This is a genomic window from Streptomyces sp. NPDC091371 (assembly GCF_040684275.1).
In the GTDB taxonomy this organism is placed as follows: Bacteria; Actinomycetota; Actinomycetes; order Streptomycetales; family Streptomycetaceae; genus Streptomyces.
On the sequence record NZ_JBFBFP010000010.1, the window covers coordinates 119,675 to 143,248 of the forward strand.

Consider the following 23,574-nt stretch of genomic DNA (forward strand, 5'->3'; position numbering starts at 1 on the left):
ATCCTGTGGCAGGCCGCCGACCGGTATGGTGATCATGTCGGCAGGCGCGGCCGGCAACGGGGGAGAACAGGTGGGCGAGCAGCTCGACTTCAGAATTCTTGGCCCGCTCACGGTGACCGTGGGTGGGCGCGCGGTGGCCCTGGGGGGTGCCAGGCAGCGTACGGTCCTCGGGCTCCTGCTGTTGAACGCCGGGCGGATCGTGCCGGTGGACACCCTGGTGGACGTGGTGTGGCACGACCGTCCGCCCGCCACCGCCCGGACCCAGGTGGCCATCGTCATCGCGGCCCTGCGCAAATCCCTCAAGAGCGAGGGTCTGGACGAGGAGGTCATCGCCACCGCGCACCCCGGATACGTCCTGCACGCGGACGGGCACGCGCTCGACAGCGTCACCTTCACGGACCTGGTCGCCGAGGCGGAGGCCGCGACCCGCGAGCGCAGACCCGCCGACGCCGCGCGCGCCTACGCCGCGGCGCTCGCCCTGTGGCGCGGCCCCGCCCTGGCCGGGGTCGCCGGGCAGCTCGTCGAGGACGAGGCCGCCCGGTGGGAGGAAGTACGCGTCAACGCCCACGAGGCGATGACCGACGTACGGCTCGAACTCGGCCAGCACCAGCTGCTGTTGCCCGAACTGACCGCCATGGTGCGCGAACACCCGCTGCGCGAACGGGCCCGCTACCACCTCATCCTCGCCCAGTACCGCTCCGGGCGGCGGGCCGAGGCCATGGAGAGCTTCCGCGAGGCGCGGCGCCGGTTCATCGACGAGCTCGGCATGGCGCCCGGGCCCGAACTGGTCGAGCTGCACGAGGCGATCCTGCGCGACGACCCGGTGCTCAGCCCGCCCGGCGGCACCGCCGCCGCCCACGCCGCACCCCGGCCCGGCGGAGCTGCGGCAGCCGGTCCCGTGGAAGCGCCCCCGGCCGCCGTCAAAGCCACCCCGAAGGCCGGGCCCCCGAGGGTGCGCGGCCAGATCGTGCCCTCCGAACTCCCGCCGGACGTACCCGGGTTCGCCGGCCGCGCGGAGGAGCTCGCCGCCCTCGACACCCTGGTCGAGTGCTCGGGCGGCGACCGGCACTCCCCGACCACCGGGCTGATCACCGGCGTCGCCGGAGTCGGCAAGACCGGCCTCGCCGTCCGCTGGGCCCACCGGGTCGCCGAACACTTTCCGGACGGGCGGCTGTTCGCCGACCTCCGCGGCTATGACGAACAGCACGCGCCGACCACGGCCGGCGACATCCTCAGCCGGTTCCTGCGCTCCCTCGGGGTGGAGGGCGACGTCGTCCCCGACGGGCTGGAGGACCGCATCGCGCTGTACCGCAGCGTGGTGGCCGACCGCCGGGTGCTGCTGGTGCTCGACAACGTCCGTACGTTCGCCCAGATCCGGCCGCTGTTGCCCGGCAACGGCGGCTGCACCGTCCTGGTCACCAGCCGGGACCAGCTGGAGCACCTCGTCACCTGGCCGCAGTCGGCCCGGGTCCACCTCGGACTGCTGCCCGAGGACCGGTCCGTCGAACTCATCGGGCGCATCGTCGGCGAGGCCCGGCTGCTGGGCGCGGCCGAGGAGACGACCCGGCTGGCCGAACTCTGCGACAGGCTGCCCCTCGCGCTGCGCATCGCCGCGGCCCGGCTGGCGTCCAAGCCGCACTGGACGGTCCGCCACCTGGTCACCCGGCTCACCGACGAGCGGCGCCGGCTGGACGAGCTGAGCCAGGGCGAGTCCCAGGTGCGGGCGAGCTTCGAGCTGAGCTACCGCTACCTCCCGAAGGACGCCGCCAGGCTCTACCGCTTCCTCGGGCTGCTCGCCGTACCCGACTTCACCGCGTGGGTCGGTGCGGCACTGATGGACAGCGACGTACTGGACGCGGAACGGCTCATGGAGCATCTCGTCGACACGCAGTTCCTCCAGGTCGTCGGGGTCGATGCCATCGGGCAGCTGCGCTACCGCTTCCACGACCTGATGCGGCTGTACGCGGGGGAACGCGTCCGGGAGGAGGAGCCCGAGGTCGACCGTCGGGCTGCCTGCGAGCGTGTCTTCCGCACCTTCCTGACCATCGCGGAGCATGCCCACCGATCCGAGTTCGGCGGAGACTACGGCAAGGTGAACGGCGACACCCCCCGTCGTGAGATCGACCCCGCCTTGCTGGAGGAACTGCTGGCGGACCCGTTGGACTGGCTCGAGGCCGAACGGCTCACGTTGGTCGCCGTCGTGGAGCAGGCGGCCCGGATGGGCATGGACGAACTGGCCTGGGAAGTGGTCGCCTCCATGGAGTCGCTGTTCGGATACCGCAACTACCTGGAGGACTGGCGCAGGTGCAGCGAGTACGCCCTCGACGCGGCGCGCATCGCGGGCAATCTCCGGGGCCAGGCGGTCGCCGAGAACGAACTCGGCGCGGTGGAGCTGCGCTTGCGCAGGCTCACGGAGGCGACCGAACGCTTCGAGCGATCCCTCGCGCTGTACACCGAGGCGGGGGAATCCCACGGGCGGGCACTGGCCGTGAGCTGCCTTGCGATGGTCGACCGGCTCCGAGGAGACTACGACCGGGGAGAGGAGCGTTTGCGGGAGGTCCTCCCGTTGTTCCGGGCCGTGGACGACCGGTCGTCCGTGGCGTTCGCGCTCCAGAGCCTGGCGCAGTGTGCACTCGACCGGGGCCAGCCAGATGTCGCATTGGCGCTGTGCCAGGAAGCCCTAGGCGTATGCGAGAGCATCGGGGGCAGCCGTCGCAGCATGGCACAGGCCAGGCACCGGCTGGCCACCGCCCATCTGGCGCTGGGTCACCTGGAGACGGCGGAGATCGAGTTCCTGCGTGCCATTGAGATCGTCAGGGACCGCTCCGATCTGCTCGGCCTCGCCTACACCCTCCTGGGGCTCGCCGAGACCCGGCTGCTGGCGGGTTCTGTGGAAGCGGCCGAGCGGGCCTTCCTGGAGGGGCTCGACGTCGCCCGCCGCACCCGGAGCCCCATGATCGAGGCGCAGATCCTGTTCTCGCTCGGCCGGGCCCGCCGGGGGAGCGGACGCGAGGAGGAGGGGCGGGAACACCTGACCGCCGCGCTCGCGCTCTTCCGCCGCATCGGCTCCCCGCCCTGGGTGGAGAAGGCGACTGCGGCGCTTAACCGCAGCGCTTAACCGCGCGATAAGCCGCCGATAAGAGCGCTCCATAACGTCAACGCAGACAAGAAACCTGCTGAGTTGTGGAGTCTGCGATGTCATCTGCCCTTGCGCTGCGCCTGGACGAAGTCGTGAAGGAGTACGGCAAGGCCGGGCGCGGTGTGCGCGCCCTGGACGGCGTCTCCGTCGGGATCGACCGGGGCTCGTTCACGGCCGTCATGGGGCCCTCCGGCTCCGGCAAGTCGACCTTCCTGCACTGCGCCGCCGGCCTGGACAAGCCCTCCAGCGGCTCCGCCTACATCGGCGACACCGAGCTGAACGGGATGAACGAGACCCAGCTGACCGAGCTGCGCCGCAAGCGCATCGGCTTCGTCTTCCAGGCCTTCAACCTGATCCCCTCGCTCTCGGTGCGCCAGAACGTGGAGCTCCCGCTGCGGCTGGCGGGCGAACGCCTCGACCCCGCCTGGCTGGAGGAGATCCTCACCCGCGTGGGCCTCGGCGGCCGGGCCACCCACCGCCCCGCCGAGCTGTCGGGCGGCCAGCAGCAGCGCGTGGCGATCGCCCGCGCGCTGATCACCCGCCCCGACGTCATCTTCGGCGACGAGCCCACCGGAGCCCTCGACACCGTGACCGCCAAGGAGATCCTCTCCCTGCTGCGGTCCTGCGTGGACGAGACCGGCCAGACCGTCGTCATGGTCACCCACGACCCGGTCGCCGCCTCCTACGCCGACACCGTCCTCTTCCTCGCCGACGGCAGGATCGCCGACCGGATGCACGCCCCGACCGCCGACCGCGTCGCCGACCGCATGACCCACCTGGGAGCGTGGGCCTGATGCTGCGCTACGCCGTACAGACACTGCGCGCCCGCAAGGGCGGCTTCATCGGCGCCTTCCTCGCCCTCTTCTGTGCCGCCGCCCTGGTCACGGCCTGCGGCATCCTCCTGGAGACCGGCCTGCGGGGCACCATCGGCACCGAGCGCTACGCCGGCGCCCCGGTGATCGTCGGCGGTGACCAGAACGTCCACCAGGTCACCGTCACGGACAAGGGCGACGGGAAGGGCAAGACCAAGGAGAAGGCCAAGCCGCTCGGCGAGCGGGTCTGGCTGCCCGCCGACACCGCGAACACCCTCGGCTCCCTGCCCGGGGTCCGGGCCGCCCTCCCCGAGATCAGCTTCCCGGCCTACGCGGTCACGCCCAAGGGGCAGATCGTCCCGGGCGTCGACGGCAAGCCCTCCTACGGGCACGCGTGGACCTCGGCGCCCCTGACCCCCTTCACCCTGGCCGACGGAGCGGCCCCGGCCGGCCCGGACGAGGTCGTCGTCGACCGCGAACTCGCCCGGCGGACCGGCATCAAGACCGGCGCCCAGCTGACCGTCCAGGCCACCGGAACCCCGCGCACCTACCGGGTCACCGGCATCGCCGCGCCCGCCGGCGGCGACCTCAAGCAGCAGACCTCGCTGTTCTTCTCCGACGGCGAGGCCGAGCGGCTCTCCGGCCGCAGCGGCCAGGTCGCGGCCGTCGGCGTCCTGCCCAAGCCCGGGGTCTCCACCGCCGAGCTCGCCGCGCAGGTGAAGAAGGCCCTCGCCGGCACCACCGCCCAGGTGGTCACGGGGGGCGAGCGCGGCCCCGTGGAATTCCTCGACGCCGCCAAGGCCCGGATCAAGCTGGTCTCCATGGGCGGCGCCATCGGCGGCACCTCGCTGCTCGTCGCCATCCTCGTGGTCGTCGGCACCTTCGCCCTCTCCATCCAGCAGCGCTACCGCGAACTGGCCCTGCTGCGCGCCATCGCGGCGACCCCCCGGCAGATCCGGCAGCTCATCGGGCGCGAGGCGCTGATCGTCGGCTTCTTCGCCGGTGTGCTCGGCTCGATCGCCGGACTGCCCATCGCCTACTGGCTCCACGGCCGGTTCGTCGGCTTCAAGGCGATCCCCGAGACCCTCGAAGTCACCTTCAGCGTCTTCCCGTTCTTCGCCGCGATCGGCGCGGCCCTGCTCGGCGCCTGGGCCGCCGCCCGGATCTCCGCCAGGCGCGCCGCCCGCATCCGGCCCGCCGAGGCCCTCTCCGAGGCGGCCATGGAGCAGCGGACCCTCACCTGGGGCCGGTTCGGCGCCGGGGCCGGGTTCCTGGTCGGCGGGGTCGTGCTGCTCGCCGTCCTCGGCTCGCTGCGCAGCGAGCCCGCCTCCACTCCGGTGACCTTCCTCTCGGTGGTGGTGCTCTCGGTGGCGGTCTCGCTGCTCGGTCCGCTGATCGCCCGGATCGCGGTCGGGGCCCTCGGACTTCCGCTGCGGGCCTCCCGGGTCGCCGGGCACCTGGCCACGGCCAACGCCCGTGCCAACACCAAGCGGGTGGCGGCCGCCGTCACCCCGCTGGCCCTGCTGATCGGGATGGCCTGCACCGTGTTCTTCGTACAGACCACGATGGGCGCGGCCGCCACCGCCCAGGCGCAGGCCGGCAACAAGGCCGACTGGGTCGTCGGTTCGGCCGGCCCCGGCGTGCCCGGCCAGGCGGCCGAACGGCTGCGCAAGGTCCCCGGCGTGACGGCCGTGACCGAGGTCGTACGGACCTCCGTGCGCGTGGGCCTCGAGAAGTACCCGGCACAGGGCGTCTCCACCGAGGGCCTGTCCCGCACCTGGGACCCGGGCGTCACCGGCGGCAGCCTCGACGGCTTCGGCCCGCAGAGCGTCGCGCTCAGCGAGGTCGCCGCCGACAACCTGGGCAAGAAGCCGGGGGACAAGCTGAAACTGACCCTGGGCGACGGCACGGAGACCGAGCTGGACGTCGCCGCGGTCTACGAGCGCGGGCTGGGCTTCGGCGACCTCACCATGGCGCACGCGCTGGTCTCGAAGCACGTGGACAACCCCCTCGCCTCCTCCCTGCTGGTCAAGACCGCCGGGGACGGCGCCGCAGGCCGGGCCGGACTGCAGAAGGCCCTGGGCGGCCTGCCCGGAGTCGGGGTCCTGGACCGCGACCAGGTGGCGGACCTCCAGGCCGAGGTCCAGCAGTCCAACGCGGAGGTCAACTACGTGGCGATGGGCCTGATCATCGCCTTCACCGCGATCGCCGTGGTCAACACCCTGGCCATGTCGGTCTCCGACCGCACCCGCGAGTTCGCCCTGCTCCAGCTCGTCGGCACCACCCGCCGCCAGGTGATGCGCATGCTCCGCATCGAGGCCGCCCAAGTGGTCCTGATCGCCGCGCTGCTCGGCACCGGCATCGCCTTCGCGGTGCTCACCGCCTTCAGCGTCGGCATGACGGGCTCGGCCTCCCCGGCCGTCGACCCGTGGATGTACCTGGGCGTCCTCGGCTTCGCCGCGGCGCTGACCGCGCTCGCCACTCTGGTCCCGGGCCGGCTGGCACTGAGCGGCCGCCCCGCGGACGTCATCGGCTCGCGCCAGTAGTCCTCGTACGGCCGGCCCCCGCCGACGGGGCCGGCCGTACGAAACGCTGTCAGCGCCGGGTTGACCGCGCCGCACATCCGGGTGGTTGTTCCCCGGCTCAGGGGCTTTTGGGCGCCGGGGCATCCGGGCGGCCGCAAGAGTTGGCCCATGATCACGGACCCCCTCCCCACCCCCGAACCCTCTGCCCAGCAGGCCCCGGAGCCCGCTCGCCGGCCCTCCCGCCGCACCGTCATCGCCGGTGCGGCCGCCGTCGCGGGCGCGGCCACCCTGACGGTCGCCGCCGCCTCAGCCGAGACCCCGCAGGCGTCCTCCGGTTCCGCCGCGCCCGACTGGGACACCTGCCTGACCATCGCCCGGGCCATCCTCGTGCGCGACGAGAACGACCAGCCGCTCGTACCGCGTTACGCGGACGTCCTCCTGAAGAACGGCCTGCCCAAGAACCGGGCGGGCGCGGGTCGTCCCGGCAAGAAGGTGCTCATCGTCGGCGCCGGGCCCGCCGGGCTCACCGCCGCCCACCTGCTGCGGCAGGCCGGGCACCAGGTCACGGTCATCGAGGCCAACGCGAACCGGGTGGGCGGCCGCATCAAGACCTTCCGCGGCGGCGGCCACGAGAAGGCCGCGGCGCCCTTCGCGGACCCCAAGCAGTACGCGGAGGCCGGGGCCATGCGCATCCCCGACAGCCACCCGCTGGTCACCGGGCTCATCGACAGCCTCGGCCTCAAGCGCCGGCGCTTCCACCTGGTCGACGTCGACGGCTCCGGCCGCCCCGCCTACCGCACCTGGATCTTCGTCAACGGCATCCGCGTGCGCCGCGCCGACTACGCGCGCAGCCCCCAGGCCCTCAACCGCTCCTTCGGCGTGCCCGCGGCCTACGAATCCCTGCCCGCCGCGCAGATCGTCCGCAATGCCTTCGCCCCGGTACGCAAGGAGATCGAGGGCAAGAAGGACAGGGAACTCGTCGAAGGCTGGGCCCGGGTCGTCCAGCGCTACGGGCACATGTCGATGTACCGCTACCTCACCGAGGAGGCGAAGCTCGACGAACGGACCATCGACCTGATCGGCACCGTCGAGAACCTCACCTCCCGCCTGCACCTCGCCTTCATCCACAGCTTCATCGGGGCCTCGCTGATCAGCCCCGACACCGCCTTCTTCGAACTGCCCGGCGGCACCGCCACCCTGGCCGATGCGCTCTACGACCGGGTCAAGACCATCGTGCGGCTCGACCGCCGCGCCACCCGGATCACGCACGGCGACGGCAAGGTCGGCATCGACACCGTCTCCGAGGGCCGCGACGGCACCGTGCGGCGGGAGACCTTCACCGCCGACACGGCGATCATCACCGTCCCGTTCTCCGGGCTGCGCCACATCCCGGTCGCGCCCGCGCTCTCGTACGGCAAGCGGCGCGCGGTCACCGAGCTGCACTACGACGCCGCCACCAAGGTGCTGCTGGAATTCAGCCGCCGCTGGTGGGAGTTCGACGAAGCCGACTGGCAGCGCGAACTGGAGGCCCTGAAGCCCGGCCTGTACCGGAGCTACCAGACCGGCAGGACCCCGGCGGACGGCGCGCTGCTGGGCGCCCACTCCTCCGTACCCGACGGCCACATCTCCGACGCCCAGCGCGCCCACTACGCCGCCTGCCGCGTCGTCAGCCGCGACCAGCCGGAGGCCGCCGGCGTCATCGGCGGAGGCTCGGCGACGGACAACCCGAACCGCTTCATGTTCCAGCCCTCCTACCCCGTCGAAGGCAGCGCCGGAGGCGTGATCCTCGCCTCGTACAGCTGGTCCGACGACGCGCTGAAGTGGGACTCCCTCGACGACGAGGAGCGCTACCCGCGCGCGCTCGCCGGGGTCCAGGAGGTGTTCGGGCAGCGGATCGAGGTGTTCTACACCGGAGTCGGCCGCACCCAGTCCTGGATGCGCGACCCGTACGCCTACGGCGAGGCGTCCGTACTGCTGCCCGGCCAGCACACCGAGCTGTTCCCGCACGTCCGCAAGGCGGAGGGCAACCTGCACTTCGCGGGCTGCCACACCTCCATCAAGCCCGCGTGGATCGAGGGCGCCCTGGAGTCGGCGGTGCGCGCCGCCCTGGAGGTCCACCAGGCGCGGTAGGCCCCGCCGTCAGTCCGCCGCGAGGACGATCAGCCAGTCGCCCTCGGCGAAGCGGACCCGCTGCCGCTTGTCGGGGTTGATCCGCACGCCGAAGCCGGGACCGGTGGCCGCCAGCGCCCGCAGGCGGTAGCCGACCGCGCATTCGCCGCGGCGGCGCGCGGCCTCGACCGCGGTGGCGAAGCCCACCTCGGAGCCGGCCCGGACGTAGTCCGTGGCCGGCTTCAGGTAGAGCTCGTGCCCCTCCGCGCTGAACAACTCCTCGAAGACGACCGCGAGATGGGGGCTCTCCGAGATCTGCGTCATCAGGAGGCTGATCAGCCGGCCGCTCACGATGAAGTCGGCGCCCTCGCGGGTGGGCGCGAGGAGCCGGTTGGCGTCGTCCGACATCTCGGTGGTGAGGGGGAGCGCGCACCGCGCGTCCTCCCCGATGGCCCGCAGGTGCAGCAGCGTGACCAGCGTCCTGTCGTCCGTCCTCGACTCCGCGTCCGCGGCCGGGTCCGCTCCCGTCTCCTCGCCCATGACGATCACGCTGTCGTAGGACGCCACGTCCAGCTTGTCCAGGACCACCGGATCGGTGATGTCCCCGCCGTGGAAGGCCACTTCGAGCCGCTGCCGGGGCGCGCCGAGGTCGCGGGCGTCGAGCGCGACGACGTCCAGGGTGCTCCCGGGGCTCACGTACTGGTCGAGCTGGTCGACGACGATGGGGGCGCGGCGGTTCCAGCCGAGCAGCAGCAGGCGTTCGGGCAGGGCGGTCCGCGGGCCGGGCGTGACGATGGCCTCTTCGTCGACCCACGAGCTCACGTCCAGCTGGACGGCCGTGTCGTCGTCCTCCGAGATGACGAGGATCCGGTCGCCCGCGCCGATCGGTGTGCCCGGATCCGGATTGAGCACCACGCCGCCGCCGGGGCGAAGCAGGCCGACCGCCGAGGACGTGGCGAAGGACAGCAGGGCCTCGCCGAAGGTCCGGCCCACGAGCGCCCGGGCGGGGGCGGCGTAGAACTCGTCGCCCTCGAAGTCCAGCAGCTCCTGGTACACGAGCGAGAGGCCGGGCTGGCGGGCGGTCTGGACGAGGAGCCGGGCGACGATGTCGTCCACGCACAGGACGTGTCCGCCCGGCCCGGCGGCCAGCCTGGCGGTCACCTGGTTGCGGGTGTCGCGGACCGCGGCGACCACCACCGCCCCGCCGTCCCCGGGGACGGCCGCGTCGAGGGCGAGCAGGGTCTTCACCACGTGGGCGTCGCCGTCGTCCCCGCCGGACGGCAGCACCAGTACCGCCTTCGCGGTGTGCGGACTCACCCGGCAGAGCTCGGTGGGGTCGGTGGTGCTGCCGTTGCGGCAGATGATCCGCGTCGTGCCGCTGTCGGTGACGCGGGCGGAGATCTCGTCCTCCATCTCCACCTTGTCCTTCGGGGCGAGGACGGCGACGGCCGCGCGCCGCTGGTTGGCGTTGGCCGCGACCAGCTCCGAGACCACGGGAAAGACCTGGTCGGACCATCCCAGGACCACGGTGTGTCCCGCCTCCAGCACGGTGGAGTGTCCCCGGCGGAGCAGCATGAGGCGCTTGTTGATGCCCGTGGTGATCAGACTGACCAGGGTCGACACGAAGAGCAGTGCCACCAGCGCGAGGGTGACGGAGGCCAGCACGTGGAGCGGGGAGCCGACCGCGCCCCCGAGCTTGAGGGTCTGGCCGACGCTGACCCACACCGCCGTGAGCCGCCCGGCGAGGGTCTCCGGAGGCGTCGGGCCGGACCAGACGAGCACCGCGCTTGCCGGGACCACCACGGCGAGACAGCTCAGCGCGAGCCAGCCGATGAGCCCGGCGGTTCCCCCCGCCACCAGATGGTCGAACCGGTACCGGAGCCGCAGGCGGAGCGACGTACGGTGGTGCTGCGGCACTGGGGCTCCCGAACATGAGACGCGCCGGTCGGACGGCTTCCCAGCCGCCCTCGGCTCACTCTAGGGAACCGCGCACGGGATTCCGCACTGTGGCCCGCGACCTCACTCCGAGGTATGAAAGATCCACCGGCGGGACCGCCACCGGGTGACGGCCCCGCGCGGCGCGGCGGGTCAGGACAGGGTGACCTTGTACTTGGCGAGGGCCTCCGGGACCGGCTGGTAGAAGGTCGTGCCGCCGACGGAGCAGTTGCCGCTGCCGCCGGAGGTGATGCCGAGGGCCTTCGTGCCGTCGTAGAGCGCACCGCCCGAGTCGCCGGGCTCGGCGCACACGTTGGTCTGGATCATGCCGCGAACCGTTCCGCCGCCGCTGTAGTGGACGGTTGCGTTGAGGCCGGTGACCGTACCGCTCTTGGTGCCCGTGGTGGAACCGCTGCGCTTGACCGCCTCGCCCACGTAGGCGTCGGCGGCGGTGAAGCCGCCGGGGGAGCTGACCGCGGCGTTGTCGTAGCGGACGAGCGCGTAGTCGTTGCCCGGGAAGCTGGAGCCCACGGTGGGCCCGACCAGCGTGCTCTGTGCGGAGTTGGTGTACCAGGTCTTGACGACGTTGCCGCAGTGGCCGGCGGTCAGGAAGTAGCGGGTGCTGCCGCTGACCGCGTTGAAGGCGACCGAACAGCGGTAGCCGCCGCCGTAGATGGCGTCGCCGGGACCGAGCAGGGTGGTGAACGTGCCGGGGGTGCGCTCGACGCGCAGCGCGCCCGCGTTGGCGCCCGCCGCCTTCCTGATCTTCGCGAGGCCGGCCTCGGACACGGTGCTGTCGGCCGTGACCACGACCCGTCCGCTCGCCGCGTCCGTGTACCAGGCGGTGCCGCCGACGTCAGCGCCGAGAACCGCCCGGTCGACCGCGGCGAGTTCGGCCGCGCCGAAGGCCTTGGGGGAGGCCTGGTGGGAGGCTGCCTCGGCGGCGGGCCCGGTGAGCACGGCGGCCGCCAGCAGGCCGGCGGCGGCCGCGATCGCGGTGCGCCGGGCGGTGGGGGTGGTGCGGGACGAGGTGCGCGTGTTCCTCACTGGTCTCCTCCTCGGAGCGTCGGGGCCCGGTGGGTGGTGGGCCCTGTGAGGCCCGCCAGGAATGGCGTGTTCCTGACAAGCGCTTCGGGGAGTATGCGAAAGCCCTTCGTCCCGCACAAGGCCGCGGGGCGAAGGGCTTCGCAGACACGTCCGGGCCGGCCCGTGGGGCCGACCCGGACGAGGGTGGATCAGACCAGGTCGAAGCGGTCGAGCTCCATGACCTTGGTCCACGCCGCGACGAAGTCCTTCACGAACTTCTCCTTGGCGTCGTCGCTCGCGTAGACCTCCGCGAGGGCGCGCAGCTCGGAGTTCGAGCCGAAGACCAGGTCGGCACGGGTGCCCGTCCACTGGACGGCGCCCGAGTCGTCGCGGCCCTCGTACTCGTCCTGCGCCGCGGACGTCGACTTCCAGGTCGTGCCCATGTCGAGCAGGTTGACGAAGAAGTCGTTGGTCAGGGTGCCCGGACGGTCCGTGAAGACGCCGTGCTTCGAACCGGCGTGGTTGGCGCCGAGGACGCGCAGACCGCCGACGAGGACCGTCAGCTCCGGAGCGGAGACGGTCAGCAGGTTCGCCTTGTCGAGCAGCAGGTACTCGGCCGGCAGGCGGTTGCCCTTGCCGGCGTAGTTGCGGAAGCCGTCGGCGGACGGCTCGAGCGCGGCGAAGGACTCGACGTCCGTCTGCTCCTGCGTCGCGTCGACACGGCCCGGGGTGAACGGCACCTCGACCTCGACGCCACCGTCCTGGGCGGCCTTCTCGACGGCCGCGGAGCCCGCGAGCACGATCAGGTCGGCCAGCGAGACCTGCTTGGCGCCGGAGTTGAAGGAGGTCTGGATGCCCTCGAGGGTGCGGAGCACCTGCGCGAGGTCGTCCGGGTTGTTGACCTCCCAGTTGCGCTGCGGCTCCAGGCGGATGCGGGCACCGTTGGCGCCGCCGCGCTTGTCGCTGCCGCGGAAGGACGCGGCCGCGGCCCAGGCCGCGGAGACCAGCTGGGAGACCGTGAGGTCCGAGCCGAGGATCTGCTCCTTGAGGGAGGTGATGTCCGCGGCGTCGATCAGCTCGCCCTCGCGCGCCGGCAGCGGGTCCTGCCACAGCAGGGTCTCGGCGGGGACCTCGGAGCCGAGGTAGCGCACGATCGGGCCCATGTCGCGGTGCGTCAGCTTGTACCAGGCGCGGGCGAAGGCGTCCGCGAACTGGTCCGGGTTCTCGTAGAAGCGGCGCGAGATCTGCTCGTAGACCGGGTCGAAGCGCAGCGACAGGTCGGTGGTGAGCATCGTCGGGAGGTGCTTCTTCGACGCGTCGAAGGCGTCGGGGATGATCGCTTCGGCGTTCTTCGCCACCCACTGGTTCGCGCCGGCCGGGCTCTGCGTGAGCTCGTACTCGTACTCGAACAGGTTCTTGAAGAACTCGTTGCCCCACGCAGTCGGGGTGCTGGTCCAGGTGACCTCGAGACCACTGGTGATCGCGTCGGCGCCCTTGCCGGAGCCGTACGTGCTCGCCCAGCCGAAGCCCTGCGCCTCCAGCGGGGCGCCCTCGGGGTCGGCACCGACGTTGTCCGCCGGGCCCGCGCCGTGGGTCTTGCCGAAGGTGTGGCCACCGGCGATGAGGGCGACCGTCTCCTCGTCGTTCATCGCCATGCGGCGGAACGTCTCGCGGATGTCGCGCGCGGCGGCGATCGGGTCCGGGTTGCCGTTCGGGCCCTCGGGGTTGACGTAGATCAGACCCATCTGGACGGCGCCGAGCGGGCTCTCCAGCTCGCGGTCGCCGGTGTAGCGCTCGTCGCCGAGCCAGGTGGTCTCGGGACCCCAGTACACGTCCTCGTCGGCCTCCCACACGTCGGCGCGGCCGCCGGCGAAGCCGAAGGTCTTGAAGCCCATCGTCTCCAGGGCGACGTTGCCGGTGAGGATCATGAGGTCGGCCCAGGAGATGGACTGGCCGTACTTCTTCTTGACCGGCCACAGCAGGCGGCGGGCCTTGTCCAGGTTGCCGTTGTCCGGCCACGAGTTCAGCGGGGCGAAGCGCTGCTGGCCGGCGCCCGCGCCGCCGCGGCCGTCGCTGATGCGGTACGTGCCGGCGCTGTGCCAGGCCATGCGGACCATGAGCGGGCCGTAGTTGCCGAAGTCGGCCGGCCACCAGTCCTGCGAGGTCGTGAGGACCTCGGCGATGTCCTGCTTCAGGGCCGCGAGGTCGAGGGCGTTGAACGCCGCGGCGTAGTCGAACTCCTCGCCGAGCGGGTTGGACACGGCGGTGTTCTTCGCGAGGATCTTGAGGTTGAGGCTCTCGGGCCACCACTGGCGGTTTCCGCCGCCCTGGGTCGGGTGGGGGGCGCGGCCGTGCGCGACGGGACAGCCACCGGCGGCCTCCGCCTTCGCGTCTACGGCGTTCGCGTCATGGTTCTCAGACATGGGAATCCTTCCGGACCCGGGGGGTCATGGAGCTGAGGAACTGCATGCGGTGGAGCACAGGGGGCGCATCCGTCACGGCTTCGTCTGGGGGCCGTATGGGAGTCCTACAGTCACTTGGCTAACAACGAAACCGATCCTACGATGGACAGAGTCCAAGTCAAGAACCACGCCAAAGCCATATCCCATCGGATCCCGGACGACTCTTGCCGTACCCTTCGGGGATCCCGCCGAGCCTGAAGGGGTGGACCGACATGAGTGACCTGCTGGAACGGCTGCGACAGCGTGGCTGGAGGCTGACGTCCCAGCGGCGTGTCGTCGCGGAGGTCCTCGACGGAGACCACGTGCACCTCACGGCCGACGAGGTGCACGCCCGCGCGGCTCGGCTGCTGCCCGAGATCTCCCGGGCGACCGTCTACAACGCCCTCGGCGAGCTCGTCTCCCTCGGCGAGGTGGTGGAGGTCTCCACCGACGGCCGCGCCAAGCGGTACGACCCCAACGCGCACCGCCCCCACCAGCACCTGATCTGCTCCGGCTGCGGCATCATCCGGGACGTCCACCCGACCGGCGACCCGCTGGCCGGCCTCCCCGACGAGGGGCGCTTCGGCTTCCGGGTCTCCGGGGTCGAGGTCACCTACCGGGGGCTGTGCCCGGGCTGCGCCCAGGGCCCCTCGTCCGGTTCCTAGCCGATCTCGACCACCCGCGCCCAGGCCGGCGGTGTGTCCGGGACGTAGTCGGGGTCCTCCTCGTACGCGCGGGGCATGGAGCGGGGGAACAGGCCCACCACCGTCCGGCACGGGGGCCGCGTGCTCGGCCAGGGGGTCTGGCCGTCGGTCAGGACCACCACGACGTCCGGCGCGGGGCGCGCCCGCAGGGCCCTCGTGAAGCCGGTGCGCAGGTCCGTACCGCCACCGCCCACCAGGGGGATCCCCTCGGCCCCGCACAGCTGGTGCACGGACTGCGTCGTCGCGTCGCAGGACAGGACGGTGATCAGGTCGCGGCGCCCGCCCACCGCGCGGGAGATCGCGGCGACCTCGTGGAGGGCGCTGCCCAGCTCGGCGTCGCTGACCGAGCCCGAGGTGTCGATGACCACGCAGACCCGGGGCGGCCTGCGCCGCAGGCTCGGCAGGATCACGCCCGGCAGGCCCGCCGAGCGCCGGGCCGGCCTGCCGTACGTGTAGTCCTCGCCCGCGCCCGGCCCGGAGGCCGCGGAGCGCAGGGCCGCGCCCAGCAGCTCCCGCCACGGCTGGGGCGGGTGGAACACCTCCTCCGCCCACCGCTGCCAGCCCTTGGGGGCGGTCCCGGGGCGGCCGGTGATGCCCTGGGCCACCCGGAACCGGACCGCGTCCCGCTCCTGCGCGCTCAGGCCGTGCGCGCCGTCCGGTCCGAGGTCCCACTCCCGCTCCAGGCCGTCGGAGCCGCTGCCGCAGTCCAGCCAGGCCAGGTGGTGCGTGTACGGCCCGAGCCGGAACTGGCGCAGGTACTCCTCCATGAGCCGCCCCGTGGGCAGCCGCAGCGAGGAGGGGAGGACGGCGCCCTCGGGCTTGGCCAGCCCGTCGCCGAACACGTCGTCGTTGATCTCGCAGTCCGCCGCGATGTTCATCCGCAGCCGTTCCCCCCGGCCGGACAGCCCGTGCTCCCGCGCGAACCGGTCACTGCGCCCGTGGTGGTCGCGCAGCAGGTGCGACACCTCGTGCACCCACACCCCCGCCAGTTCCTCCACCGGGGTCCGGTCCACGAAGCCCGGCGAGACGTAGCACCGCCAGTGCGGGTCCACGGCCATCGTCGGCACCCGCCGCGACTCCACCGTGTGCAGGGCGAACAGCGCCGTCGCCAGAAAGGGCCGGGCCCGGACCGCGAGCAGCCGGGCCGCGTACAGCTTGTCCAGGTCCAGCCTGCCGAGGTCCCGGGCCCCGGGCGTGCCGCCCGTCATCGGGTGCCCGGCGCGCCGACAGCGGTCCGGGAGGCGACCCGCGCCGCCGCCTCGTCGGCCCGCCGGGACAGCTTGACCGCTCCGGCCAGCCGCTCGATCGACGCCGGTACGACCCAGTCCGCCCGGCGCAGCGAGGCGAGCGTGGTGGCGGGGACGACCAGCAGGTCCGGGGCCCCCGTGTCCAGCGCCCGGACCAGGAGCTCCCAGGCCGCGTCCCAACGGGCCTTCTCCGGACGCGCCCGGACGGCGGCCACCACGCCGTCGAGGACGGCCTGGCGCAGGTCGCCCCGCTCGGGCAGTGCGGCACCGGCCGGGTCCGCGAGCAGCGCCTCGGGGTCGGGGAGGTCCATCCGGTCCAGGCTCGCCAGCAGCTCCAGCCCGGGCCCGTCCCCGACGGTGCCCCGGACCAGGAGCGAGAGCACCTCCCGGGAGGAGCCGGTCGCGGTCGCGAAGGCGATCAGGGACAGGGTCATGTCCCAGCTGCGGGGCGAGGGCCAGGGGCCGCCCCGGCGCGCCTCACCGCCGGGCAGTCGGTGCACGAGCGAGGGCCGGGCGGCCAGCAGCCCGCACACGGCGCGGCGCGCGAAGTCCACGGCCTGCTCCAGCCGGCCCGGGTCGAGGCGCGGCAGCGTCGCCCGGGGCCAGGTCCCGCCCAGGCCGCGTACGACCACCTCGTGGTCGTGGACCCACTGGAGGTGGACGAACCGGTTGGCCAGCGGCGGGCTCAGCTCCCAGCCGTCGGCCGCCGAGGACCGCGGGTTGGCGGCCGCCACGATCCGGACCCCGGGCGGCAACTGCAGGGAGCCGATCCGCCGTTCGAGTACGAGGCGCAGCAGCGCGGCCTGGACGGCCGGCGGCGCGGTGGACAGCTCGTCGAGGAACAGCAGGCCGCGGCCCGCCCGGACGAGTCGCACGGCCCAGTCCGGCGGGGCCATCGGGACGCCGTGCACCGCGGGGTCGTCCCCGATGACGGGGAGCCCGGAGAAGTCCGACGGCTCGTGCACGCTGGCGATGACGGTGGTCAGCGGCAGGTCGAGCGACTCGGCGAGCTGGGTCAGGGCCGCGGTCTTGCCGATCCCCGGCTCGCCCCACAGCAGGACGGGCAGGTCGGCGGCCACGGCCAGGGTCAGGGCCTCCAGCTGGATGTCGGGGCGCGGTTCGGTGGCGGTGTCGCGCAGCAGGGCCAGCAGTTCACCGGCGACGTCGAGCTGCGAGGACGGGGCGAGCGGGGTGTGCACGGGCATGGGAAGTCACCTCTGGGTTCGTGGTGCGGCAGGAAGAAGACGGGCGGCCGGCGTGCGTCAGCGGGCCGTGGTGTGGCGCGGGCGCGAGCGGTGGTCGGGGGGACGGCGCCGGCGCGGGGGGAGCCGCTCGGGTCCTGGTCCGAACAGGCCCGCACGGAAGAGTCCGTACGTGATCCGGCGCCGCGCGGCCGCCTCCAGCGCGTCCTTCAGGGCGCCGGAGCGCAGCACCGCGTCAGGGCCGAGCAGCCCTTCGACGACGGCCAGCGCACCGGCGACGTCCCCGTGGTGGAGGCGTTCGCGGACACCGGGCAGGCAGTCGGGATCGCGGTGCGCGGTGTCGATCGCCTGCAGGCAGGGCAGCGGCGGGCCGCCCAGCGCGACCAGCAGCGCCTCGCGCCCGAGCTCCTCCGGACCGTGGTCCAGCGCGGCCAGCACCCCGTCGACGAGGCCGATCCGATGGCGGGCTCCCCGGCACTCCACCAGGTGCGCCTGCCGGGCCGGGTCCGCGCTCCGGGGCCGGTCGGCCGGGGCGCGTTCCGGCAGCAGGGCCGCGGCGACCAGCGGGTGCAGCCGGTCGGCGCCGATCAGGCCGGCGCGGACCAGCTCCAGGTCGGGCAGCTCCCAGGTCGCGGCGTCCGGCAGGACCGGCAGCGCGGAGACGTCGGCGTCCTGCGGCACCTGAGCGATCCGGGGGACGGGCGGCCCGGGGCCGTCCGCGTCCGCGGCCAGGTCCAGGCGGAGCCGGTCGCGGGCGCCGAGCCGCACGGTGACGGCGCCCCCGGCCCGCCCCTCGGCGTGCAGGACCCGCGCCGCCTCGGCGGCCCAGCGCTCGACGGGGTGGCCGGGGGCGTCCGCGGGCGGCGGGTCTGCGGGAGGCCGGTCGGCGCCGGAGCGGATCCGCAGCTCGCCGGCCCGGCGGGAGTCCCACAGGTGCCGGTGCAGATCGAGGCGGAACCGCCGGTTCGGGCGGCCGTGCGGATGCCGGCGGCCGGGGTCGCCGGTGTGGGACCCGTCCCACAGCGCGAGGCTGATCCGCTGACCGGCGTCCGCCCAGGCGGGCGCCGTCCGGGCCACGAGGTGCACCGGATGGCCGCCGTCCCGCCCGGGGACCTCGTACCGGGCCAGGGTGATCGTCAGCCCCGGGCGCAGCAGCCCGTGCGGAGCGATCCTCGGCATGTGCCAGCGCAGCAGGTCGGGAGCGAGATGGCGGAGGTCGGCCCGGACGCGGGCCGCGAGTTCACGGCCGTGGGCGCGTGCCGCGGACCGCAGGTCGAGATCGACTTCGAAGCCCGCGGCCGCGCAGGCCGCGGCCCAGTCGCCGGCGCGGCGGCGGACCGTCGCGGTCTCGATCATGGAGGGCGGCACGGCGAACTCGCGCACGCGCAGCCACAAGGACAGGTGGGAATCCCCGTTCGCGATATGAGTGAGCATCAGCACTCACCTTGCGTGGACGGGACCCCCATTCGAATAGCCGAGTGAGTGGTCATCGTCGGGAAGGCTATGGCTCCGCCCACCGGTCCGCCACGGGTTTTTCCGACGGAGCGCGCGGCCGGGCCGGGGCGGAGCGCGGGTGCCGGGGCGCGTCGGGTGCCCGATCCTGGTGGCATGGGTACGAGCGGTGCCGCCGCCTACGCGGGCGCGGCCCGGCGGTCCCTTCGGGTCACCCTGGCCGCGGGGGCCGGGTTCTACCTGTTCCTGTACGGCTTCGGGCAGACCGTGGCGGCCACCTACGCCCTGTTCGCCGCCGTGGCGCTGGCCGGGCTGTCGCGCATCCCGGGCACCGGCCGGCAGCGGGCCGCCGTCCTGCTGCGGCTGCTCCCGGTGGCCTGGCTGCTGGTGGTCGTGGGCACCTTCCTGGCCGTACGCACCTGGAGCGCGGTGGCCGGGATGCTGGTCATCGGCTTCGCCCTGGCCTTCGTCGCCGCGGGCGGGCCCCGCCCGGCCGGCGCGGCTCCGGGGCTCCAGCTGCTGTACATCCTGCCCTCCTTCCCTCCGTACGCCCCGGACACCCTGGGGGAGCGGCTCGTCGGCACCACCAGTGGGATCCTGCTGCTCGTGCTCGCGGAAGCCCTCGTCCTGCCCGATCCGCCGACCGTGCCGTACCGGGAGATCGCCGCCCGCGCCGCCGTCACCGCCGAGCGCTGCGCCGGGGAGCTGGCCCGCGCGCCGTACGGGCTGTCCCCGGCGACGGGAGCCGCCGCCCGGGCCGCGGCCGAAGCGCTGCGGCCCTCGAAGGTCCCGGAGGCGGAACGCCCGGCCGGGCCCGGCGTCCGCTCCCGGGGCCTGGCCCACACCGGGCTGGCGGCGCGCACCCTGCTGAACCGGCTGGACCGGCTGCCCGCACCGCCGCCCGGCCAGGCCCCCTCGGAGGCCGGCCTCGACCTGCTGCGCGCCGTCGGCCGGTCCGCGGCGGACACCGCGGCCCTGCTGCGCGGCACACCCGGGCCGGCCGCGGGGGAGGAGCGCCCCGGCCCGGCCCGGGAGCGGGCGCTGCTCGCCGCCCACCCGACCGGGCAGGCCCTCCCGGCCACGCTCCGCCGCCGGGCGGACCTGCTGGAACTGGCCGACGCCGCGCTGGCGCTGTCCACGGCCGCGGGGCTGGCCGTACGGGGGCGGGAGGCCGCGCCCGGACTGCCGCTGGGCCGGTTCTGGTACGCGCGGATGCGGGCGCCGCAGCTGTGGTGGCGGCGGCTGGTCGGGCACGCGGGGAGCCGGTCGGTCTTCTTCCAGAACGCGGTGCGGATCAGCCTGGCGCTGGCGGCCGCCCGGGCCGTCGCCGGCCTGGCCACGCTGCCGCACGGCTTCTGGGCGCTGCTGGCGACGCTCACGCTGACCCGCACCACCCTGGACGCCACCCGCAGCAGCGTCCGGCAGGCGCTGGCCGGGACCCTGATCGGAGCCCTGGCCACGGCCGGGGTGATCGCCCTGGTCGGGACCCACACCACGGTGTACGCCGTCGTCCTGCTCCCGCTGATGCTGTTCACCTTCACGGTGGGGCCGGTGAAGGGCGTCGGCTGGTCGCAGGCGCTGTTCACGCTGGTGGTCGCCCTGGTGTTCTCCCAGCTGGCCCCGGCCACCTGGCGGCTGGCCGAGGTGCGGCTGCTGGACGTGCTGGTCGGGAGCGTGATCGGCGCGGTCTTCGGGCTGCTGGCCTGGCCGCGCGGCGCACGGCAGGAGGTGCGGCGCTCGGGCGCGGTGCTGCTGCGGTCGGCCGCCGAGGCCGTGGTCACCACGGCCGCGGAGATCGCGGCGGGCGGGGTACGGGATCCGGGCGCGCCGCCGCGGCACGGGTCGCTGCGGCATTCGCTCGTCCTGGCGGAGACGGCGTTCGCGCAGCTGCAGAGCGAGCCGGGGCCCGCGGATGGGGAGAAGCCGTCGGTGGACTGGCACGCGGTGCTGCTGACCGGGCACCACACGCTGTGGGGCGCCGACCGGGTGCTGGTGCCGCCGCCCGAGCCGGTGCCCGGCTCCGCGGCGGGAAGGCCGCCCGCGCCCGTGCTCGTACCGCCTCTGGAACCGGCGGCGGCGGCCGCCCTGACGCGGCTCGGGGACCGGGTGGCCGGGCGGATGCTGCTGCTGTCCGCCGTACTGGACCCCATGGAGGAGGCTCGGGAAGCGGGCGACGCGCCGCCGTACGAGGACGGCGGCGCGTCGCGGACCGCGCCCGCGGGGGCGCCGAACGGCTACTACGCCGTGGACGCCTGGCTGGAAGGGCTGCTGGCCGATCTGGAGCGGATCACGGGCGGGGGGCCTCGGCCGGACCGGCGCTGACGGCACCGCCCGCCCCCGGGGCGACCGTCACGAACGTGGCGATGCTCGGCACCCCCTGGGCGTCCAGGGCGAAGAGCATGTAGTTCCCCGGCAGCACCACGCCCGTGTCGGCGGGGACGGAGACCGTGTACGTGCCGGTGCCCGTGGCCGTGGACTGCAGCGGGATCCGGCGCTGGTCGTTGTCCGTGGAGTGCGTCGCGGCGGCGGCCCGCATCAGGACGAAGGACGACACCGCCCCCTGGGTGCTCACCGACAGCGAGGTGCCGGGCGAGAACCGGGAGGGCACACCACCCGTGATGACGGGACGCGGCTTGGGCGAACCGTCCGCGCCCAGCAGGTACGGCGGTGTGAACACGGCCCCGTCGGCGTGGTTGGTCGCGCAGTCACCGCACAGACCCCCGCCGCCGGAGAAGACCCGGCCGTCCGGCAGCAGGTTCGCCACGCTGTGGTAGTTGCGCGGGATGGCCATGGTGGCGAGCGGGGTGAAGGTGCCCGTCGCCGGGTCCCACAGCTCGGGGGCCAGTACGGACGTCGCGTCGCTGAACGGCACCGGGTAGCTCTGGCCGCCGAAGACCGCTACCTTGCCGTCCGGCAGGACGACGCTGTTGCCGAAGGCGCGGGCGTGCTCCATGTCGCCCGTGCGGGAGGCCTCGACCCGGTCGCCCGAGATGTTCACGGTGTAGGCGCGCCGGGTGGCCGGGGAGTCCTGGTAGGCGGGCGAGCCGCCCAGCGTGAGCAGCTTGCCGACGTCGTAGGCCACCGCGTTGCCGGTCATGGCGTCCTGGCTGTCGGCCCGGGGTCCGGCGGCGGTGATGCTTCCCGTGCCGCTCGTCGAGATCCAGTTCATCTGCTTGCTCGGCCCGAGCTGCAGCACCTTGCCGCCCGAAGTGGCGTGCAGCCACATGTGGTTGTCGGCACGGTAGGGACCGGCCGGGTCGGCCGTCAGCGCCGGGGAGGCGGGGACGCCCGGGAGCCCGCGCCAGGTGCCGGTGTCCGGGGACCAGACCTCGCCGGACTTGTCGGTGCCCGCGGTGCCGCTCCAGGAACCGCCGAGGACGAAGGCCTCACCGGTGGAGATCAGCGTCATGGCCTGGTAGCCGCGCGGGATGTTCATGCGGGTGGTGGCTGACCAGGTGTCGGCGGCCGGGTCGTAGATGCTCGCCTTGTCCGCGTTGCTGCCCCCGGTGACCAGCACGCGTCCGTCGGCGAGCATGGCTATGCCCGGGCAGAACATGTCGTGGCCGGTGTTGTCGATCCGGCGCTGGGTGACCTTGCCGGTCTTCAGGTCGAGGATCGCGGTCTGGGTGTAGCCGCTGCTGCCGCCGAAGCGGTCGGTCGCGTACGCCGACCAGGCCAGCAGCTTGTCACCGGGCAGGACCGCGGTGGCGACGGGCACCAGGGGGAAGCCGGTGATCCGGTCCCAGGAGCCGTGGACGGCGGAATTGGCGGGTCCGCTCAGTCGTATCTCGGCGGCGGAGGTCCACGGACCGCGGCCGCCGGCCTCACTGGTCACCGTCAGACGTATGAAGCGCGCGTTCTCGGCCCGGGTGAAGGTGGCGGTCTTGACGGTGTCGTCGTCCCGCCAGGTGCCCGCGGCGACCGGTGCGCCGAAGGAGGCGCCGTCGAGGCTGGTGGCGATGGAGTACGCGCCCGCCCGGCCGTTGGTCCCGTTCCGTCGCGGCTGGTAGACGAGGGCCGAGACGGTCTGCGTGCGGTGCATGTCGATGGTGATGCTGTGCGGGAGCGGGGCGGGGGTGCCGGTCCATTTGCTGTGCCAGATGGTGGCGGCGTCGCCGTCGAGGACGTTGGCCGCGCGGCCGTTCTCGCCTGTGGTCTCCTCGTCGCTCGCCGTGGCCGTCCAGCCGGTCCGGGTCAGGTCGACGGTGGCGGCGGGGGTGCCGGGGTCGCCCAGCAGGTCGAGCTCGGCGGCGGAGGTCCAGGGCCCGCGGCCGCCGGCCTCGGTGAGCGCGGTCAGCCGCACGAAGCGGGCGCCCTGCGGGGCGAAGCCGAGCGTCTTGGTGGTGCCGTCGTCCGCGAGCGTGCCGGTGGCGACGGGGCTCCCCCAGTTCTGTCCGTCCGTACTGACACTGATGGAGTACTCGCCGACCCGCCCGTTGGCCCCGTTGGAGCGGGGGCGGTAGACGAGCGCGGACACCACCGCCGTGCGGTGCATGTCGATGGTGATGCTGTGGGGGAGCGGGGCGGGGGTGCCGGTCCACTTGCTGTGCCAGATGGTGGCGGCGTTGCCGTCGAGGACGTTGGCCGCGCGGCCGTTCTCGCCTGTGGTCTCCTCGTCGCTGGCCGAGGCGGTCCAGCCGGTCCGGTCGAGTACCGGAGCCGTGGGCTCCATGGCGTTCGCCGGGGCGACGGCGTGGTGCGGTGACTGCTTCGCGGGCTGCTGGTCCGAGGACAGGGGCGCCGGGGGCGGTGTGCGGGCGGCCGTGGCCTGGCTCGCGACCCCGAGCCAGGGCGTCATGCCGATGAGGAGCGACCCGAGGCCCGCGGCCACCAGCAGGTGGGACCGGCGTATCAGAGGGGGGCGGGGCGGGCGGCGTCTGAACTGCAATCTGACCTCCGTGAGCGATCGGGTGGGCGCCCTCGAACATAGGTCAGTGAGGTGTGAACTCGCCCGGTAAACAGGCGAGTTGGTGGGAACCGGC

The 23,574-nt window shown here is 73.7% G+C and carries 13 protein-coding genes; 6 read left to right on the forward strand and 7 right to left on the reverse strand.

Annotated elements, in window-relative coordinates:
- Nucleotides 1–34: 34 nt before the first annotated feature.
- The 4 genes from AB0O21_RS14405 (at nucleotide 35) to AB0O21_RS14420 (ending at nucleotide 8,606) form a co-directional block, all read left to right on the forward strand.
- Nucleotides 35–3,118, forward strand: a complete 3,084-nt coding sequence (locus AB0O21_RS14405; RefSeq protein ID WP_365170828.1) for a BTAD domain-containing putative transcriptional regulator — start codon at nucleotides 35–37, stop codon at nucleotides 3,116–3,118.
- A gap of 77 nt (nucleotides 3,119–3,195) precedes the next feature.
- Nucleotides 3,196–3,933 carry an ABC transporter ATP-binding protein gene (locus AB0O21_RS14410; protein ID WP_365170830.1) on the forward strand — a complete coding sequence of 246 codons (738 nt, stop codon included), beginning with the start codon at nucleotides 3,196–3,198 and terminating at the stop codon, nucleotides 3,931–3,933.
- Entirely contained in the window at nucleotides 3,933–6,497 is a 2,565-nt protein-coding gene (locus tag AB0O21_RS14415; protein ID WP_365170832.1) for an FtsX-like permease family protein, read from the forward strand. The genes AB0O21_RS14410 and AB0O21_RS14415 overlap by 1 nt, the downstream gene beginning before the upstream one ends.
- 147 nt (nucleotides 6,498–6,644) lie before the next feature.
- Nucleotides 6,645–8,606: an NAD(P)/FAD-dependent oxidoreductase gene (locus AB0O21_RS14420; protein WP_365170834.1), complete on the forward strand. Its 1,962-nt coding sequence runs from the start codon at nucleotides 6,645–6,647 to the stop codon at nucleotides 8,604–8,606.
- Nucleotides 8,607–8,615: 9 nt separating this feature from the next.
- Here the strand turns inward: AB0O21_RS14420 and AB0O21_RS14425 are convergent, their stop codons facing one another.
- The 3 genes from AB0O21_RS14425 to katG all read right to left on the reverse strand — a co-directional run bounded on the left by AB0O21_RS14425 (nucleotide 8,616) and on the right by katG (nucleotide 13,969).
- Entirely contained in the window at nucleotides 8,616–10,502 is a 1,887-nt protein-coding gene (locus AB0O21_RS14425) for an NAD-binding lipoprotein (protein ID WP_365170836.1), read from the reverse strand.
- 171 nt (nucleotides 10,503–10,673) lie between these two features.
- Nucleotides 10,674–11,567, reverse strand: a complete 894-nt coding sequence (locus AB0O21_RS14430; RefSeq protein WP_365170838.1) for a S1 family peptidase — start codon at nucleotides 11,565–11,567, stop codon at nucleotides 10,674–10,676.
- Between the two features lie 188 nt (nucleotides 11,568–11,755).
- The gene (katG, locus tag AB0O21_RS14435) at nucleotides 11,756–13,969 is read right to left on the reverse strand and encodes a catalase/peroxidase HPI (RefSeq protein ID WP_365170840.1); all 2,214 of its coding nucleotides are present in this window, start codon (nucleotides 13,967–13,969) and stop codon (nucleotides 11,756–11,758) included.
- Between the two features lie 251 nt (nucleotides 13,970–14,220).
- Here katG and AB0O21_RS14440 point away from each other — a divergent pair, with 251 nt between their 5' ends.
- A complete protein-coding gene (locus AB0O21_RS14440) occupies nucleotides 14,221–14,652 on the forward strand; it encodes a Fur family transcriptional regulator (protein ID WP_365170842.1) in 432 nt (143 codons plus the stop codon).
- On the opposite strand, the gene AB0O21_RS14445 is transcribed toward AB0O21_RS14440, so the two are convergent.
- From AB0O21_RS14445 to AB0O21_RS14455, 3 genes are read right to left on the reverse strand one after another with little or no spacing between them, the layout of a single operon-like run.
- On the reverse strand, nucleotides 14,649–15,899 hold the full coding sequence (locus AB0O21_RS14445) for a VWA-like domain-containing protein (RefSeq protein WP_365170844.1): 1,251 nt from the start codon (nucleotides 15,897–15,899) through the stop codon (nucleotides 14,649–14,651). The genes AB0O21_RS14440 and AB0O21_RS14445 overlap by 4 nt on opposite strands.
- Nucleotides 15,896–17,143: a MoxR family ATPase gene (locus tag AB0O21_RS14450; RefSeq protein WP_365170846.1), complete on the reverse strand. Its 1,248-nt coding sequence runs from the start codon at nucleotides 17,141–17,143 to the stop codon at nucleotides 15,896–15,898. The genes AB0O21_RS14445 and AB0O21_RS14450 overlap by 4 nt, the downstream gene beginning before the upstream one ends.
- Nucleotides 17,144–17,200: 57 nt before the next feature.
- Complete coding sequence (locus AB0O21_RS14455) at nucleotides 17,201–18,574, reverse strand: hypothetical protein (RefSeq protein ID WP_365170848.1); 1,374 nt, start codon at nucleotides 18,572–18,574, stop codon at nucleotides 17,201–17,203.
- A gap of 174 nt (nucleotides 18,575–18,748) precedes the next feature.
- Between AB0O21_RS14455 and AB0O21_RS14460 the strand changes: the two genes are divergently transcribed.
- The gene (locus AB0O21_RS14460) at nucleotides 18,749–20,914 is read left to right on the forward strand and encodes an FUSC family protein (protein WP_365170850.1); all 2,166 of its coding nucleotides are present in this window, start codon (nucleotides 18,749–18,751) and stop codon (nucleotides 20,912–20,914) included.
- Here the strand turns inward: AB0O21_RS14460 and AB0O21_RS14465 are convergent.
- Nucleotides 20,880–23,480 carry a discoidin domain-containing protein gene (locus AB0O21_RS14465; protein WP_365170852.1) on the reverse strand — a complete coding sequence of 867 codons (2,601 nt, stop codon included), beginning with the start codon at nucleotides 23,478–23,480 and terminating at the stop codon, nucleotides 20,880–20,882. The genes AB0O21_RS14460 and AB0O21_RS14465 overlap by 35 nt on opposite strands.
- Nucleotides 23,481–23,574 lie beyond the last annotated feature (94 nt).